The 15951-nt window shown below is 72.0% G+C and carries 18 protein-coding genes; 10 read left to right on the top strand and 8 right to left on the bottom strand.

All coding sequences use genetic code 11. The features are described 5' to 3' along the window. Window positions 1-16 precede the first annotated feature (16 nt). Window positions 17-469, bottom strand: a complete 453-nt coding sequence (locus ACFWWU_RS25365) for an anthrone oxygenase family protein (RefSeq protein WP_384148089.1) — start codon at window positions 467-469, stop codon at window positions 17-19. Between the two features lie 90 nt (window positions 470-559). Here ACFWWU_RS25365 and ACFWWU_RS25360 point away from each other — a divergent pair, with 90 nt between their 5' ends. Further along, the gene (locus ACFWWU_RS25360; RefSeq protein WP_384148088.1) at window positions 560-1138 is read left to right on the top strand and encodes a TetR/AcrR family transcriptional regulator; all 579 of its coding nucleotides are present in this window, start codon (window positions 560-562) and stop codon (window positions 1136-1138) included. A gap of 85 nt (window positions 1139-1223) precedes the next feature. Here ACFWWU_RS25360 and ACFWWU_RS25355 read toward each other — a convergent pair whose 3' ends face one another. After that, window positions 1224-1697, bottom strand: coding sequence for a GNAT family N-acetyltransferase (locus tag ACFWWU_RS25355; RefSeq protein ID WP_384148087.1), 474 nt, complete (start codon window positions 1695-1697; stop codon window positions 1224-1226). A 246-nt stretch (window positions 1698-1943) separates the two neighbouring features. On the opposite strand from ACFWWU_RS25355, the gene ACFWWU_RS25350 reads away from it, so the two are divergent. Both ACFWWU_RS25350 and ACFWWU_RS25345 read left to right on the top strand, forming a co-directional pair. Next, on the top strand, window positions 1944-2285 hold the full coding sequence (locus ACFWWU_RS25350; RefSeq protein ID WP_384148086.1) for a hypothetical protein: 342 nt from the start codon (window positions 1944-1946) through the stop codon (window positions 2283-2285). Between the two features lie 138 nt (window positions 2286-2423). Next, the gene (locus tag ACFWWU_RS25345; RefSeq protein WP_384148085.1) at window positions 2424-3359 is read left to right on the top strand and encodes a DMT family transporter; all 936 of its coding nucleotides are present in this window, start codon (window positions 2424-2426) and stop codon (window positions 3357-3359) included. Here the strand turns inward: ACFWWU_RS25345 and ACFWWU_RS25340 are convergent. Further along, window positions 3256-4146 (bottom strand): LysR family transcriptional regulator, encoded by an 891-nt coding sequence (locus ACFWWU_RS25340; protein WP_384148084.1) that lies wholly within the window; start codon window positions 4144-4146, stop codon window positions 3256-3258. The genes ACFWWU_RS25345 and ACFWWU_RS25340 overlap by 104 nt on opposite strands. After that, window positions 4146-4499: a PLD nuclease N-terminal domain-containing protein gene (locus ACFWWU_RS25335; protein ID WP_384148083.1), complete on the bottom strand. Its 354-nt coding sequence runs from the start codon at window positions 4497-4499 to the stop codon at window positions 4146-4148. Before ACFWWU_RS25335 ends, ACFWWU_RS25340 begins: the two co-directional genes overlap by 1 nt. Before the next feature lie 90 nt (window positions 4500-4589). Here ACFWWU_RS25335 and ACFWWU_RS25330 point away from each other — a divergent pair, with 90 nt between their 5' ends. Next, window positions 4590-6041: a menaquinone biosynthesis decarboxylase gene (locus ACFWWU_RS25330; RefSeq protein ID WP_384148082.1), complete on the top strand. Its 1452-nt coding sequence runs from the start codon at window positions 4590-4592 to the stop codon at window positions 6039-6041. Next, a complete protein-coding gene (gene mqnP, locus ACFWWU_RS25325) occupies window positions 6038-6940 on the top strand; it encodes a menaquinone biosynthesis prenyltransferase MqnP (protein ID WP_384148081.1) in 903 nt (300 codons plus the stop codon). Before ACFWWU_RS25330 ends, mqnP begins: the two co-directional genes overlap by 4 nt. A 64-nt stretch (window positions 6941-7004) precedes the next feature. Here the strand turns inward: mqnP and ACFWWU_RS25320 are convergent, their stop codons facing one another. Continuing rightward, a complete protein-coding gene (locus tag ACFWWU_RS25320; RefSeq protein WP_384148080.1) occupies window positions 7005-7724 on the bottom strand; it encodes a TetR/AcrR family transcriptional regulator in 720 nt (239 codons plus the stop codon). A 175-nt stretch (window positions 7725-7899) separates the two neighbouring features. On the opposite strand from ACFWWU_RS25320, the gene ACFWWU_RS25315 reads away from it, so the two are divergent. From ACFWWU_RS25315 to ACFWWU_RS25295, 5 genes are read left to right on the top strand one after another with little or no spacing between them, the layout of a single operon-like run. Further along, window positions 7900-8781: a glycosyltransferase family 2 protein gene (locus tag ACFWWU_RS25315; RefSeq protein WP_384148079.1), complete on the top strand. Its 882-nt coding sequence runs from the start codon at window positions 7900-7902 to the stop codon at window positions 8779-8781. Further along, window positions 8778-10142 carry a glycosyltransferase gene (locus ACFWWU_RS25310; RefSeq protein ID WP_384148078.1) on the top strand — a complete coding sequence of 455 codons (1365 nt, stop codon included), beginning with the start codon at window positions 8778-8780 and terminating at the stop codon, window positions 10140-10142. The genes ACFWWU_RS25315 and ACFWWU_RS25310 overlap by 4 nt, the downstream gene beginning before the upstream one ends. After that, the gene (locus ACFWWU_RS25305) at window positions 10139-11518 is read left to right on the top strand and encodes a lipopolysaccharide biosynthesis protein (protein WP_384148077.1); all 1380 of its coding nucleotides are present in this window, start codon (window positions 10139-10141) and stop codon (window positions 11516-11518) included. Before ACFWWU_RS25310 ends, ACFWWU_RS25305 begins: the two co-directional genes overlap by 4 nt. After that, entirely contained in the window at window positions 11515-12543 is a 1029-nt protein-coding gene (locus tag ACFWWU_RS25300) for a glycosyltransferase family 2 protein (RefSeq protein ID WP_384148076.1), read from the top strand. Before ACFWWU_RS25305 ends, ACFWWU_RS25300 begins: the two co-directional genes overlap by 4 nt. Continuing rightward, window positions 12540-13349, top strand: coding sequence for a polysaccharide deacetylase family protein (locus ACFWWU_RS25295; RefSeq protein WP_384148075.1), 810 nt, complete (start codon window positions 12540-12542; stop codon window positions 13347-13349). Before ACFWWU_RS25300 ends, ACFWWU_RS25295 begins: the two co-directional genes overlap by 4 nt. Window positions 13350-13416: 67 nt before the next feature. On the opposite strand, the gene ACFWWU_RS25290 is transcribed toward ACFWWU_RS25295, so the two are convergent. From ACFWWU_RS25290 to ACFWWU_RS25280, 3 genes are read right to left on the bottom strand one after another with little or no spacing between them, the layout of a single operon-like run. Beyond that, window positions 13417-14265: a family 16 glycosylhydrolase gene (locus ACFWWU_RS25290; protein WP_384148074.1), complete on the bottom strand. Its 849-nt coding sequence runs from the start codon at window positions 14263-14265 to the stop codon at window positions 13417-13419. Further along, entirely contained in the window at window positions 14262-15533 is a 1272-nt protein-coding gene (locus ACFWWU_RS25285; protein WP_384148073.1) for an FAD-dependent oxidoreductase, read from the bottom strand. Before ACFWWU_RS25285 ends, ACFWWU_RS25290 begins: the two co-directional genes overlap by 4 nt. A gap of 18 nt (window positions 15534-15551) precedes the next feature. After that, complete coding sequence (locus ACFWWU_RS25280) at window positions 15552-15941, bottom strand: hypothetical protein (protein WP_384148072.1); 390 nt, start codon at window positions 15939-15941, stop codon at window positions 15552-15554. Between the last annotated feature and the right edge of the window lie 10 nt (window positions 15942-15951).

Genomic DNA, 15951 nt, shown 5'->3' with positions numbered 1-15951 from the left:
CGTGGGACCGACTGCGTCACGCGCCGGCGGTGGCGGTGACCAGCAGGGTGAACGCGGCGACGATGACGGCGACGCGGAGGTAGTGGTAGCGGTTCCAGCGGTGCAGCTGCTGCTTCCAGTCGGCGGGCCGGTTCTCGGGGGTCCAGGTCTTGTTTCGGTTGTTGATCGGGACGAGCAGCAGGATCGACATGACCACGCTGAGGATCAGCAGTCCGGCGGCGGTGACGACGAGTCCGGCGCCGTGGTGGTTCCATCCGGCGACGGCCCAGATCCCGCTGAGGACGAGCGAGCCTATGTACCAGAACGGCATCAGGGTGCCGAGCATGCGGCCGCCGTGGGCGTGGCCGAGCTGGCCGCTGTCCTCGGGAAGCGCGTCCAGGATCCGGCTCATGATGAAGGCGACGGAGAACTCCACCCCCACCATCAGGCCGACGACGACGGTGGTGACGACCTCGAGTGCGTTGAGCATGACGATCCCTCCGCGAACTAGCGTTGCTAGATGATGGTGCAACGCTAGTACTACTAACGCTCGGTTGTCTAGCGATGCTAGGATCAAGTCATGTCGGTAAAGGAACGCAAGGAGCGCGAACGGGCGGAGCGCGAGCGCCTCATCGTGGCGACAGCCCGCGAACTCGCCGAGCAGCAGGGCTGGGACGCCGTCACCACCCGCCGGCTCGCCGAGCGCATCGAGTACAGCCAGCCCGTCCTCTACAGCCACTTCCGCGGCAAGCGCGAGATCATCGGCGCCGTCGCCCTGGAGGGCGCCACCGAGCTGGCCGCGGCGCTGCGGGCCGCGACCTCCGCCACGGACGGCCCGCGCGAGCGGGTCGCCGCCCTCGCCCACGCCTACCTCGACTTCGCCAAGCGCAACCCGGCCGTCTACGACGCCTTGTTCCAGCTCGACGGCGGCCTGGCGTACGCGCAGGAGGACACCCCTCAGCCGCTGAAGGACGCCTTCGCCGCCCTGCTCGAGTGCCTCGCCGAGGTCGCCGGCGACGGCGTCCACCCGGGGCTGTTCACCGAGGTGTTCTGGGCGGCTCTGCACGGCCTGGCGACCCTGACCAGAGCGGGCCGCCTGCTGCCCGAGGGCGCTGAGCCGAGGGTGGAACTGCTGGTGGACCGGCTCGCCGTGATCTGACACGCCGCCGTCCCGGCGGGCACGCGGCCGGGGCCCTCGACCACGACCCGACGTACCCCCTAGGGGGTACCGGAAGGGGATCTCATCAGGTGTCGAGTGGAAGTTCCAGCAGTTCCTCCGGGGGCTGGAAGCCGAAGCGCTGATAGAGCGGGGTGCTGCGCTCTGACGGCCAGACGATCAAACCTTCGAGGCCGGCGGTGTGTGAATGCCGCTTCAGCGCCTCAAGGAGCGCCGAGCCGGCTCCTTTGTTCCGTTGAGACGGCAGGACGAAGAAGTTCGTGACATAGCCCACCGGGTTGTTGTCCTCGTAGGGCTCCGGCATCCGCTCCACCAGGCAGAGGAAGACGTGACCGCAGATCTCCCCTTCGGTCTCGGCGACCCAGGCCGACCACTGGCCATCCCTGAGCCGGTCGTGGATCCAGTGCTCTGCCTCTTCCGGGGGCCGCGTCGGAGCCGGTGGCCGCCCTTCGTGGTCCTCTTGCTTGTGCGTCCAGCGCAGTTCGGCCAGGCGCCCCGCGTCGGCGGGCCGGGCTGGGCGCACGGTGAAGTCTCTGGTCATGAGGCAAGTCTCTTGGTCGCACCGTGGCGGGACGAATGGATTTCCGCGCCGGTCCCGGACGACGTACCCGGATCCGCTTCCGTGCGGGCCCGCCGGGCCCATGTCGGCGGCCGTCCCGGCTTCTTGCCCGTTTGAGATCATCTTCCGTCAACCGCCTGACGCGGCACGCCGGCGGCTGGGACGATCCGTGACGTGATCGCTTGGATGCGCCGCACCCCCCTCTGGGTGGTGATAGTGGGGGGCGTCATGACCGCCGGCCTGTTCCTCGTCGGCGCCGTCGTGCATGTCGCGGACCTTCTTCACCACGGCCTTCAGGCCTACGACTGGGCTCCGAGGTGGCTGAACTTCTACTGGTCCTCGCTGGCGCTCCTCGACCTGCTCGCAGCTGTGCTGCTGATCAGAGGCAAGCGTCGAGGGACGGACCTCGCCTGCGCCATCATGGCGACCGATCTCGCCGCCAACTGGTACGCGACCTATGGCGTCCAGCACAGCAGTCTCGCCGCTCAGCCCGGCCTCCAAAGACTGGTCGTCCTCGCCGCGTTCGTGCTGGGAACGGCGCCTTTCGTCCGACGGCATCTCACCAGTTGAGAGGGGCCGTGAGCCGACGGCCGACGGTCCATCGGGTCTGCCGATGGACCGCCCATCGGGCCCGCCGATCGGGGCCATCGGGAGGACGGCCCACTGGCTCGTGGACCGGGTGCCGGACCCGCCCGTAGCGTCACTGCCATGAGAAACGAGACCAGGGGAACCGTCGAACTCACCCTCGCCATGGTGCTCTCCGGCACGCTCGGCATCTTCGTCGTCGAGTCCGGGGCTTCGCCCTTCGAGGTGGTGTTCTTCCGGTGCCTCTTCGGGGCCGCCGCGCTCGGGGCGTACAGCCTCGCCCGGGGGTTCTTCACCGGGCACGGGTTCACCGCGAAGAAGCTCGGGCTCGCCGCCCTCGGCGGGGTGTTCATCGTCTTCAACTGGGTCTTCCTGTTCGAGGCTTACGAGGCCACCTCGATCTCCCTCGCCACCGTCGTCTATCACACGCAGCCGTTCTTCCTCGTGCTGCTCGGTGCGGTGTTCATGCGGGAGCGGATCTCCGGCGCCAAGCTCGCGTGGCTGGCCGTCGCCTTCGGTGGGCTCGTGCTCGTCTCCGGAGTGCGGCCCGGCGACACCGCCTCCCTCAAGGGGCTCGGGTTCGCGCTCGCCGCCGCCGTGCTCTACGCCCTCGCCACCTTCGTCACCAAGCGGATCACCGGCATACGGCCGCACCTGATCGCGCTCGTCCAGGTCCTCGTCGGGCTCCCGCTGCTCCTGCCCTTCGTCGACTTCGGCGCCGTCTCCGGGATAGGGGGAGGGTGGCTGTGGCTCGTGGGGCTCGGGGTCATTCACACCGGGCTGATGTACGTGCTGATGTACGCCGCCTACGCCAAGCTGCCGACCGCCAAGATCGCCGTCCTCGCCTTCACCTACCCCGCCGTCGCCATGGGCGTCGACTGGGCGGTGTACGGGCACCACATCGGGCTCGTTCAGGCGCTCGGCGTTCCGCTCATCGTCCTCGCGAGCCTCAAGGTCACACTGGCCGGCTCTGCTCGGACACCAGTCGCCGCGCCTGCTCCACGAACAGCCGGACATGCGCCGGAAGCTTCTTCCCCCGTCGCCACGCGAGCTGTGTGAAGAGGGTGAAGGGGGGATCCCAGTCCAGGGCGACCAGCGTGCCGGAGGTCAGTTCCTCCGCCACCGCCACCCGGGGGAGCAGGGCCACCCCCAGGCCCGAGGTCACTCCCCGCTTCGTCGCCTCGATCGTGCCGAACTCCATGAAGGGCGGCGCCCACTCCCGCAGCTCCTCCTCGAAGAGGTCGCGGTACGGGCAGCCGGGTTCGGTGCCCACCAGGCGGGCCGCCGCCAGGTCCGCGTTCGTCAGCCCCGTACGCCCCACCAGGGGGTGGCCGGGGCCGGCGACCAGCACCAGCGGCTCGGGCGCGAGGACCTCCGACTCCAGGCCCTCGTGCTCCGTGCCGGGCTCCATCAGGAAGCCCACGTCGTACGTGCCCTGGCGCAGCGCCGCCCGGGTCTCGTCGCCCAGGGTCGGCCGCAGCGTCAGCCGCACCTTCGGGTAGCGGTGGTGGAAGTACTCCAGGAGCGGCGGCAGCCGGTAGGACGTGAGGGACTCCATCGTGCCCACGGCGATCGTTCCCGAGGGTTCGGCGGCGGTCGCGACGGCCGTCCTGGCCTCCTCGGCCAGCTCCGCCATCCGGCGGGCGTACGGCAGGAGCCGCTCCCCGGCCTCGGTGAGCCGGATACGGCTGCCGAGCCGCTCGAAGAGCTCCACGTCGAGGGACGACTCCAGGGAACGGATCTGGCCCGTGACGCTGGACTGGGCGTAGCCGAGGTCGGCGGCCGCCCGGGTGAAGGAGAGGACGTCGGCGACCTTCTCGAAGGTGACGAGGAGCCTGAGCTCCATCACTTCTCGGTGTCCTCGCCGCTCTCGCGCTTCCTCAGCTCCTCCTCGCGGCGGCGGAGGTCCGCCTCCCGGGCCTCGAACCCCTCGGCGGTCTCGTCCTTCAGGGACTTCAGGAACTCGGGGTTGTCGTCGGGGGCGACCCAGCCGCCCGACCTGCCCCGCGCCGAGGCGGCGCGCCGCACCTTGCCCGCGAAGAACCAGACGATCGGCCCGACGATCCAGAACAGCAGGATGATGATGACCCAGACCACCTTCGGCAGGTGCTTGGTCTCTTCCTCCGGGGTGTTCAGGCAGTCGATGAAGGCGTAGATCGTCAGCGCCAGCGGCAGGATGTACAACAGCGCCCTGAGCATGTGGGACAGCCCCCTGGAAGCGGTGGCGGGGGCGCGGTTCGGCGGCCCCGGTGACAGGTCAAGGGTAGCCGGTGACCGATACTGGCCCTTATGGCTTACGACGATCTCCGCTCGCTGCTCAGGGCCCTGGACCGCGAAGGCGACCTCAAGCGCATCAAGGCCGAAGTCGACCCGTACCTGGAGGTCGGGGAGATCGTCGACCGAGTGAACAAGGCAGGAGGCCCGGCGCTTCTCTTCGAGAACGTCAAGGGCTCCTCGATGCCGCTCGCGATGAACGTCTTCGGGACCGACCGCCGACTGCTCAAGGCCCTCGGTCTGAAGTCGTACGGCGAGATCAGCGAGAAGATCGGCGGGCTGCTCAAGCCCGAGCTTCCGCACGGTTTCGTCGGGGTCCGCGAGGCCTTCGGCAAGCTCGGCTCGATGGTCCACGTGCCGCCGAAGAAGGTGAAAGAGGCCCCGGTCCAGGAGGTCGTGCTCACCGGCGACGACGTCGATCTCGACGCGCTCCCCGCGCTCTTCACCTGGCCCAAGGACGGCGGCTCCTTCTTCAACCTCGGGCTCACCCACACCAAGCACCCGGAGACCGGCGTGCGGAACCTGGGGCTCTACCGGCTCCAGCGGCACGACAAGCGCACCATCGGCATGCACTGGCAGATCCACAAGGACAGCCGCAATCACTACGCGGTGGCGGCGGCCCGCGGCGAGCGGCTGCCCGTCGCGATCGCCTTCGGCTGCCCGCCGGCCGTGACGTACGCGTCGACGGCCCCGCTGCCCGGTGACATCGACGAGTACCTCTTCGCCGGCTTCGTGCAGGGCAAGCGGATCGAGATGGTCGACTGCAAGACCGTCCCGCTCCAGGTGCCCGCGCACGCCGAGGTCGTCGTCGAAGGGTGGCTGGAGCCCGGTGAGACCCTGCCGGAGGGGCCTTTCGGCGACCACACCGGCTTCTACACGCCGCAGGAGCCGTTCCCCGCGCTGACGATCGACTGCGTGACGATGCGGAAGCGGCCGCTGCTCCAGTCGATCGTCGTGGGCCGGCCGCCGACCGAGGACGGGCCGCTGGGCCGGGCCACGGAGCGGTTCTTCCTGCCCCTGCTCAAGATCATCGTGCCGGACATCGTCGACTACCACCTGCCGGAGTCGGGCGGCTTCCACAACTGCGCGATCGTCTCGATCGACAAGAAGTACCCGAAGCACGCGCAGAAGGTCATGCACGCCATCTGGGGCGCGCACATGATGTCGCTGACGAAGCTGATCATCGTGGTGGACAAGGACTGCGACGTCCACGACCTGCACGAGGTGTCCTGGCGGGCCCTCGGCAACACCGACTACGCCCGCGACCTGACGGTGGTGGAGGGGCCGGTCGATCATCTGGACCACGCCTCGTACCAGCAGTTCTGGGGCGGCAAGGCCGGTATCGACGCGACCAGGAAGCTGCCAGAGGAGGGCTACACCCGGGACGGCGGCTGGCCGGACATGGTGGAGTCCGACCCGGCGACGGCGGCCCTCGTGGACCGCCGCTGGAAGGAGTACGGGCTGTGACCACGGCCGCCGTACCGGGCGCTGATCCGGGGCGTACGAAGGCGTTCCTGCGCCTCGTGATGATCGAGCACTCGGTCTTCGCGCTGCCCTTCGCGTACACCGCCGCGCTCACCGCGATGTATCAGGTGGACCGGCAGATCCACTGGTGGACGCTCTTCCTCGTCACCGTCTGCATGGTGGGCCTGCGGACCTTCGCCATGGCCTGCAATCGGATCATCGACCGCGAGATCGACGCCCGCAATCCGCGGACGGCGGGGCGCGAGCTGGTGACCGGGGCGGTGTCGGTGCGGTCGGCGTGGACCGGGGCCGGGATCGCGGTCGTGGTGTTCCTGGGGGCCGCGGCGCTTCTCAACCCGCTCTGTCTGGCGCTCGCGCCGCTCGCCGTCATCCCGATGGTCGTCTACCCGTACGGCAAGCGGTTCACGAACTTCCCGCACGCCATCCTCGGGCTCGCCCAGGCCATAGGGCCGATCGGCGCCTGGCTCGCGGTCACCGGCGAGTGGTCCTGGGACGCGGTGATCCTCGGCCTCGCGGTCGGCGTCTGGATCGGCGGCTTCGACCTGATCTTCGCCTGTCAGGACGTCCAGGCGGACCGCGCCCACGGCGTGCTGTCCGTCCCGGCGCGCTTCGGCGTTCCGGCGGCACTGTGGGGCGCCCGCGCCTCGGCGGTCGTGACGACGGGGCTGCTCGTCTGGTACGCGGTGGCGACGGACGCGGGGATGTTCTTCTGGGTCGGCCTCGTCATCGTGGCGGCGGCCTTCTGCTACGAGCACTCGATCGTGAAGCCGAACGACCTGTCCCGCCTCAACCGGGCGTTCTTCACGACGAACGGCTTCATCGGGATCAGTCTCTTCGTGTGCGCCCTGCTCGATCTGCTGGTGCGCGGGCTGTCCCTCTGATTCCTCGGATCTCTCTCGGATCTCTCTCGGATCGATCCGTCGGGATCGATCCGAGAGAGATCCGTCAGGATTCGGGGGCGAAGCGGTCCAGGAGGGCGTCCAGGCCGATGGCCAGGCCCTCCGGGGCCCGCCCGGCGAGTGTCGGGGCGGCGCCGCGCAGGCAGGGCAGCTCGCGGGCCGGCATGCGGTGCAGGCCGAGGCGGAAGGCGGGATCGGGCTCGTCGGGGTTGTCGACCATGGCCCGCAGGTCTCCGAGGATGTAGCCGAGGACCCAGCCGGTGACGGCCCGGAAGGCCATGACGGTGGCGTCCTCGTCCAGCCCGGCCCGCTCCAGGAGGGCCAGGATCCGCTCGTGGTCCCTGAGGACGGGGAGCGGACGGCGGGCGAGCGGGACCGCCAGCATGCGGGTGGCCAGGAGCGGGGCCACCTGGGGATGCGCGAGGGCGACCCGGTAGGTCGCGGCGGCGATCCGGTGCAGTTCGTCCCGCCATCCGGGTGCCTCGCCGGAGGCGGCCAGCTGTTCCTCCAGCTCGGTGTAGAGGGCCTCCACCAGACCGTCCAGCAGCGCGTCCTTCCCGGCGGCGTACCGGTACAGCGCCATGGCCTCCACTCCGAGCTCCGCGCCGGTCCGGCGCATGCTCAGCGCGGACAGTCCCTCGCGGTCGACCAGCTCCAGGGCGGTGGCGAGCACGCGCTCGCGGCTCAGGCGGCCGTACCGCCCGTGGTCCCCGGCGCGGCGGCCCGGCGCACGGCGCCCCTGCGCGGGGTCCTTCTCGATCGCCATGTGCCCGCCTTCGCTGTGCGCCTTGACCGCAGGACATCCAGGGATAAAGTGTACATATACGACGTAAACGTATGGTGCATCGCAAGGGTGACCGCACCTGTCACCCGGCACCCACTCCGGCGGACGGCCTCCGCAGCACGACGCGACCGTGCACCGATTCGATCCCGGAGCCATCATGACCACGCACCCGACCCTGCGGCAGAACACCGACTCCCAGCCCGGCTCCCCGCCGGACTCCCCGTCCGCGGACCACCCACTCCGCCGCTCCACCGACCCGGCCCCGCACCCCATGCGGCGCGCCGAGGACAAGGCGCCGACCCGGCTCGCGGTGAGCCTGGTCATCCCGGCCCTCAACGAGGCGCGCAACATCCCCTGGGTCTTCGAACAGATCCCGGACTGCGTCGGCGAGGTCCTGCTGATCGACGGCGACTCCCACGACGCCACGGTCCGCATCGCGACCCAGATCCTGCCCACGGTCCGCAGCCTGAAGCAGAGCGGGAAGGGCAAGGGGAACGCGCTGCGCACCGGCTTCCTCGCGGCGCGCGGCGACTACGTGGTGATGATGGATGCCGACGGCAGCATGTCCCCCGCGGAGATCCCGCACTTCGTGCACTTCCTCGAGAACGGCTACGACTTCGTCAAGGGGTCCCGTTTCGTCGAGGGCGGCGGCTCCCTCGACATCACGCGCTTCCGGCAGCTCGGCAACCACGCCCTGCTGGCCCTCGTGAACCGGCTCTACGACGCCACGCTGACCGACCTGTGCTACGGCTTCTGCGCGTTCCGGCGCAGCTTCCTCGACCAACTGGACCTGCACGCCACCGGTTTCGAGATCGAGGCCGAGATGATCGTGCACGCGCTGCGCTCCGGACTCCGGATCGCCGAGGTCCCCAGCCTCGAACTGCCCCGCCGCAACGGCCGGTCCAACCTGCACGCGATCTCCGACGGCCGCCGGGTGCTGCGGACGCTCCTGTCCGAGCGTCCCGGCGGGCAGAAGGCGTCCGCCCAGCCCGCATCCGCCCAGCCCGCGTCCGCCCCGTTGGAGCGGAGCGCGTCGTGACCGGCGGCCGTCCGCTCGCGTCCGCCGCGCCGCTGGCGGTCGTGGACATCGACCTCGCCGAGCCCGGGGCGTTCCGGCGCCCCGGGGGCGGGGCGCGGACCAGGCCGTCGGGTGCCGCGCTCGGTCTCGTACGGTTCCACGGCCGTCCGCTGGGGATGGCCGAGGCGTCCGGCGGCGGGCCCGATGAGCTGTGGCAGGCGCTCGCGGCCGCGGCGGTCCGGGAGTTCACGGTCACCGACGAGGGCCTCGGTCGCGCCGAGCCGCACCGGACGCCCGTCGAGGCGCCCGTCAAGACGCCCGCGATCAGCGTGATCGTGGCCACGAGGAACCGCGCCGGGATGCTCCGCGACTGTCTGGACTCGCTCCTCGCGCAGACGTACCCGCGGTTCGAGGTGATCGTGGTGGACAACGCACCGGCGGACACGACCACGGAGGAGCTGGTCCGGCGGGAGTACGGTGGGCTCCCGCAGGACCACGGTCCCGTGGTCCGCTACCTGCGCGAACCCGTGCCCGGCCTCGCCCGTGCCCACAACCGGGGGCTCGCCGCGGCCCGCGGCGCGATCAGCGCCTTCACCGACGACGACACGCTCGTCGACCCGCTGTGGCTGACCGCGCTCGCCGCGCCCTTCCTGGCGGACGCCCGCACCGGATGCGTCACCGGGCTCATCGTCCCCGCCGAGCTGGACACCGAGGCGCAGGTCGCGCTGGAGCGGCACGGCGCGTTCGCGAAGGGGTACGCGCCCCGCGTCTGGTCGCTGCGCGCACCGCCCGCGGACCCGCTGTTCCCGTTCACCGCGGGCCGCTTCGGCTCCGGCGCGAACATGGCCTTCCGTACGGAACTCCTGCGCGACCTCGGCGGCTTCGACCCCGCCACCGGCGTCGGCACCCCCGCCCACGGCGGTGACGACCTGCTCTCCTTCTTCCGGGTCCTCGCCCGCGGCCGCTCGCTGGCCTACGAGCCCGCCGCGATCGTCTGGCACCGGCACAAGCGCACTCCCGAAGCCCTCGACGCGCAGGCGTTCGGCTACGGCGCGGGCTTCGGCGCCTATCTGGCCGGGGCGATCGTCCACGAACCACGCATGCTGCCCGCGCTGCTGCGACGGCTGCCCGGCGGCGTACGGTACGCGCTCACGCGACACAGCGAAGGCGCCGGACCGGATGCCGGACCGGACGCCGGACCGGGCTCCGGGCGCGGCGCCACGGCGTCCAGGCTCACCCGTCTGGAGCTGCGGGGCATGCTCTACGGGCCGTACGGCTACCTGCGCAGCCGCCGGATCGAGCGGCGGCTGCGACGGCGGACCGAAGGCCGCCGCGACGACCTCGCGCGCCCCGGCTCGCGGAGGCGGGGCGGACCCCGATGACCGAGTCGCGGACCGCACGGCACGCCCGGAGGCCACCGGCGGCCGGCACCACGGTCGTGGTCGACCGGCCTCCCCCCGACCCGCGGCGCTCGGTCGGCGAGGTGGTCCGGTCCGGCGTCACCGCGGTGTTCCCCCGTGACCCGCTCCTGCGCAACGGCCACCTCCTCGCGATCAGCTCCCTCGTCAGCGCCGCGCTGGGGTCCCTCTTCTGGGTCCTGGCCACGCGCTGGTACGACGACGAGGTGGTGGGCCTCAGCTACTCCGCGCTCTCCATGACCCTGCTCCTGGCCAACATCGGCCAGCTCAACCTCTCCGACTTCCTCGTCCGGTTCGTGCCGTCCGCCGGCCACCACACCCGCCGGCTGATCCTCCTCTGCTACACCGTCAGCGCCGTCATGAGCGCCCTGGCGGCCTTCTGCTTCCTGCTGCTCGTCCCCGAGGTCGCCCCCGGCCTCGACTTCCTGCTGACCCCGGTGACCGCCGTCTGCTTCATCACCGCCACCGCCGGATACGCCGTCTTCGTCATGCAGGACGGCGCGCTGACCGCGGTGCGGCGGCCCGGCTGGGTGGTCGGCGAGAACGTGATCTTCGCCTGCGTGAAGATCGGGCTGCTCGGCATCGGTGCGGCCATGGCGCTCTTCTCCGGCATCCTGCTCTCCTGGGTCGGGGCGCTCGCCGTCTCCCTCCTCGTCGCCAACTTCGTCCTGCTGCGGCGGGCGGTACCCGAACACGTACGGGTGTCGACGGAGGCGCAGCGACCGGACCGGGCGCTGCGGTACGCGGCCGCCGACTACTTCGGCTCGCTGTTCCGGATGGCGGCGTACACCCTGGTCCCGCTGATGGTCCTGAACGCGCTGGGCGCCGAGCAGAGCGCCTACTTCTCGCTCGCCTGGATCGTCGGCTACGTGCTCTACCTGGTGGCCCGCAACCTGGGCAGCTCCCTCGTCGTGGAGGCCGTGAGCAACCCGGAGCGGCTGGTCGAGCACACGGTGAGGATGCTGCGCCACACGGGTCTGCTCCTGGGCGCCGCCATCGTCTTCGTCGCCGCGCTCGCGCCGCAGATCCTCTTCTTCTTCGGCCCCGAGTACGCCGAGCACGGAACCACCCTGCTGCGGCTCCTCGCCCTGTCCGCCCTGCCGAACATCGTGGTCAGCCTCGCCATCGACGTGTGGCGGGCGCGGCGGCGCCTGCGGTGGGCCGTCGGGGTGCAGGTCGTGATGTGCGTGATGGTCCTGGGGCTCACCAAGATCCTGTTGCCCACGATGGGGATCACCGGCGCGGGTGTCGCCTGGCTGGTGACCATGTGCGTGCTCGCCGTGCCGCTGCTGATCTGGCGGAAGCGCTGGCTCACGACCGGATCCGGGAGGTCCTCGTGAACACCGACACCGACACCGACGCCGGTACCGGCCGCGTGCCGACTCTGACCGTCGTCGTCTGCGCCTACACCCTCGACCGCTGGGAAGACCTGCGGACGGCCGTCGGGTCGTTGCGCGCACAGCGGCACCCCGTGGAGGAGACCGTGCTGGTCGTCGACCACTGCCGCGAACTGTACGAGCGGGCGTCCGCCGCCTTCCCCGGCGTGCGGGTGCTCGCCAACGCCGAGCGCCAGGGGCTGTCCGGGGCACGCAACACCGGTGTGGCCGCCGCCCGTTGCGAGGTCGTGGCCTTCCTCGACGACGACGCGGCCGCCGATCCGGACTGGTCCGCACGGCTCCTCGCCCGCTATGCCGACCGCGCCGTCGCGGGCGTCGGAGGTCTGGTCCGGCCGTGGTGGGTCACCCGCCGGCCGGTGTGGTTCCCGCGCGAGTTCGACTGGGTGGTCGGCTGCTCGTACCACGGACTGCCCGAACAGCCTTCCCCCGTACGGAACTTCATCGGCGCCAACATGTCCTTCCGCCGGTCCGAGCTGGTCGCCGCCGGAGGGTTCCGGACGGATCTGGGGCGCGTGGGGACCCGCCCCCTCGGCTGCGAGGAGACCGAGCTCTGCCTGCGCATCGCGGCCCGTCACCCGGCCGCGGTCCTGCTCCACGAACCCGCCGCCGCGGTCCGCCACCGGGTTCCCGCGGCCCGCGCCACCTGGGCGTACTTCGTCGCACGGTGCTATGCGGAGGGGCTGTCCAAGGCGCACGTCGCCCGGCTCGGCGGCACCCGCGCGGCCCTGTCCAGTGAGCGCGCCTATCTGCGGTCGACCGTCCCGAGGGCGTTCGTCCGGGCGCTGCGGCCCGGCCGCCCCGGCGGTCTGCGCACCGCCTCGGCGCTCGCGGGAGGGGTCGGCGTGACCGTCGCGGGCTACGTCGCGGGCCGGGTCCGGCATGCGGAGCCGGACCCGGCGCCGGTCCCAGGGCCGGCCGCCGTACCGGCCCTGGGAGGGGTGGGGGACGCCGGCGGGGGGCTGCCGTGACCGCCGTACCCGTCTTCCTCTACCACTCGGTGGCGTCCGACCCGCCGTCCTGGATCGCGCCGTTCACGGTCGGCCCGCGCGCCTTCGCCGAGCAGCTGGAGATGATCGCCGACAGCGGTCTGCGGATCGTGCCGCTGCACCGGCTGGTGGCCGCGCAGCGCGGCGGCCCGCCGCTCCCCGCCCGGGCCGCGGTCCTCACCTTCGACGACGGCTTCGCGGACTTCCACTCGACCGTGCTGCCCCTGCTCGCGCGGCGTGACCTGCCCGCCACCCTGTACGTCACCACCGGCGGGCTGCGCGGCCGGGCCGGCGGCCCGACGGAGGGCGTCTTCCCGCCGGAATCACGGATGCTGAGCTGGCGGCAGCTCGTCGTCCTCGACGCGTACGGCATCGAGATCGGCGGCCACACGCGGACGCATCCGCAGCTCGACACCCTGCCCGCCGACCGGGCGTGGGACGAGGTGGCGGGGTGCGGACAGGAGCTGGAGGACGTCCTCGGTCACCCGGTGACCTCGTTCGCCTATCCGCACGGGTACTCCAGTCCCGCGGTGCGCGACCAGGTGCGCGCGGCCGGCTGGACGTCGGCCACGGCGGTGCGCGACGCGTTCAGCTCGACGGGTGACGATCCGCTGCGCATCGCCCGGCTGATGGTGCGCGCGGACACGGACCGGGAGCGGTTCCGGCAGTGGACGACGGGTGCCGCGGCGCCGGTCGCGCCGTTCCCCGAAGGGCCGCGGACCAGGGGCTGGCGCGCCTACCGCCGGATGAGGGCACGGCTGAACGTGCCGTACAAGGCGGTCTCCTGAGGGAGTTCGGGGCGGGGCGGTCCACGCGCCGGGAGGGGGCGTGGCTCACCGCCGGGAGGGGCGTGGCTCACCGCTCCCACACCCGTACCCAGTCCACGCGCATCCGGGCCGTGTCGACCGTGTCCGGAGGGGGCTTCGGCACCCCGACCGCCAGATTGATCAGCACCTCCATGGGCACGTCCGGGATCCGTTCCGTGTCGGTGACCCGGAGGCGTTCGACGCCGTCCACGTACCAGACCAGCGCGTCGGGCTCCCACAGCAGACCGAACACGTGGAACCGGTCCGGGAAGTCCGCCGGGCCGTACGTACCGCGCTGCCGTTCCTCGTCGCCGTCGGGCCCGCGCCAGTGCACGTACATGCTGACCTGCTCGGTGGTGTCCAGGAACTCCATGATGTCGATCTCCGGCGGCGTGAACTTCGAGTCGGGCATCATCCAGAACGCGGGGAACATGCCCGCCTCGGGCGGGATCCTGATTGCCGCCTCGAAGTAGCCGTACGTGAACGTGCGCCGGGGCTCGCCGTACCAGTCGTCGCGGCCGGTGGAGATCATGCCGGAGGTCCACGGGTAGGTCCGGTCGTCGCTGCCGTCCGTCTCGCGCCGCTCGGCGGTGAGGGTCAGTTCGCCGTCCCGCACCGAGACCTGCTCCGGCAGGTACCACTGCAGTTCGTCGTTGCCGCTGTTGGTGCAGCCGTCCTTGTTCCAGTCGTAGCAGGTGGTCCACGTCCGGCCGTCGAGTTCCGTCCCGTCGAACCCGTCGTCCAGGACGACCCGCCACGAGCCGGACGGCGGCGGCCCGGTGGTGGGCGCCCGCGGGCTCTCGGCCGTTCCGGTGCAGGCGGTGGCCGTCAGCAGCAGGGCGGACGACAGGGCCAGCGCCAGCCGCCGAAGGGACTGGCGGGCGCCCTTCGCGGTCACCGTGGCCCGCCCGCGACCGAGGCCGCGACCCGGTGGGCGGCGAACGTCGTGCCGTGGACGAACCGCAGGAGAGGGCCGAAGGTGGGGGCCGCGGCCAGGCCGGTGAAGTACAGGCCGGGGACCGAGGACTCGAACCCCGCCGACAGCACCGGCGCGCCACCGGGCGAGGTGGCCACCGACGTCCGCAGCGCCGGTTCCAGGATGGGGATCCTCCCCACGTCCACCCGGTAGCCGGTGGCCGCCAGGACGTGATCGGTGTGCAGGACGTCCCGCCGTCCCGTCGGGTCCTCCAGCTCCAGGCGTACGGCACCGTCCGTACCGTCCTCCTGCCGGGCCGAAACGAGGCTGTGCGCGCACCACACCGGGAAGCGTCCGTCGACCCGGTCCCGGAGCCACCACGCGCCGGACGGTCCGAGCACGGTGCGCAGGAAGTGCTCGCGTACCGGGGGCGGCAGGCGGCGGTAGGCGGCCGGGCCGTGGCTGACCGCGAACAGCGACCAGCCGGGGCCCAGCGCCGAGCCGGGTTTACGCAGCCGGGTGGACCGGGAGCGGGAGGCCGGCCGGTCCGCCGGCGGAGGGTCGCCGAACAGCAGGGCCCGGGTCCGGGCGATCACGACGGGCCGGGCGCCCGCCTCGTGCAGCAGCGCGGCGCTCTCCAGGGCCGACTGGCCCGCGCCGACGACGGCGACGCGCCGGCCGGCGAAAGCGGCGAGGTCCCGGTGATCGCAGGAGTGGGACGCGAGGCCCGCCGTGACGAGCGGCGCCAGTCCGGCCGGCCGGTGGGCGTACGCGACGAGTCCGGTGGCCACCACCACGGCCCGCGCGGTGACCTCCTCGCCGCCGTCCAGGGAGACGCCGAACCCGCCGTCGGCGGCCCGCACCTCGCGTACGGCCGTACGCTCCACGTCCGGCACCAGGCGCTCCTGGAACCACTGGCCGTACGCGATGAACTCCTCCACCGGGATCGGATAGGTGTCGCCGACCGGCCGGCGTCCCCGCGCGGCACGGAAGTCCGCGAACCGGTGCCCGCTCTCGGGGGCGGAGATCGAGGAGGCCGCCGGGACCGACTTGAGGAACATGCCGTCGGGCATGTGGGCCCGCCAGGTCGCCATCGGATCGCCGAACACGCGGGTGGTCACGCCGTTCGCGGCCAGCCAGGCGGCGGTGGCGAGGCCGAACGGACCGGCTCCGACGACCACGACGGGAAGCCGCCGGCGCGCGCCGGCGCCGGGGTGCGGGGGCGGGATCGGGGGCGGGTCCTGGGCCATCGCGCGCTTCCTCTCTCTTCAACCAGCGTGCACCCCCGTGTCCCGGTTCCGCGCGCCGGAGCGGCCGGGCAGCAGGGCCAGGACGGAGGTCAGGACGGCGAGGGCGACGAGGGACCGCGTGGCGGTGAAGACGCCGCCGAGGAAGAGCGCGACGGCCACGAGGGTCGCCAGGGCGAGACCGAGCACGAGGCTGACGAGGGCGGTCTCCAGGGCCGCGGCCGGGTTGCCCCACAGCGGGCTGCCGGCCGGCCGCAGGACGCGCAGGGCCGCGAGCCCCGGGCAGACGAGCAGGAACGCGGTGACGACGGCCACCCGCACCGGGGCGGCGTCCGGCAGCGCCGTGGCGAGCAGGGCGAGCCACCCGGAGGCGGCGAGTCCCAGGCGCGGGAGGATCGGCGGGAGGATCACGAGTGACTCC

Source organism: Streptomyces sp. NPDC058650, assembly GCF_042717315.1.
Classification (GTDB): domain Bacteria; phylum Actinomycetota; class Actinomycetes; order Streptomycetales; family Streptomycetaceae; genus Streptomyces.
This window is presented reverse-complemented; position numbering and strand designations above follow the sequence as displayed.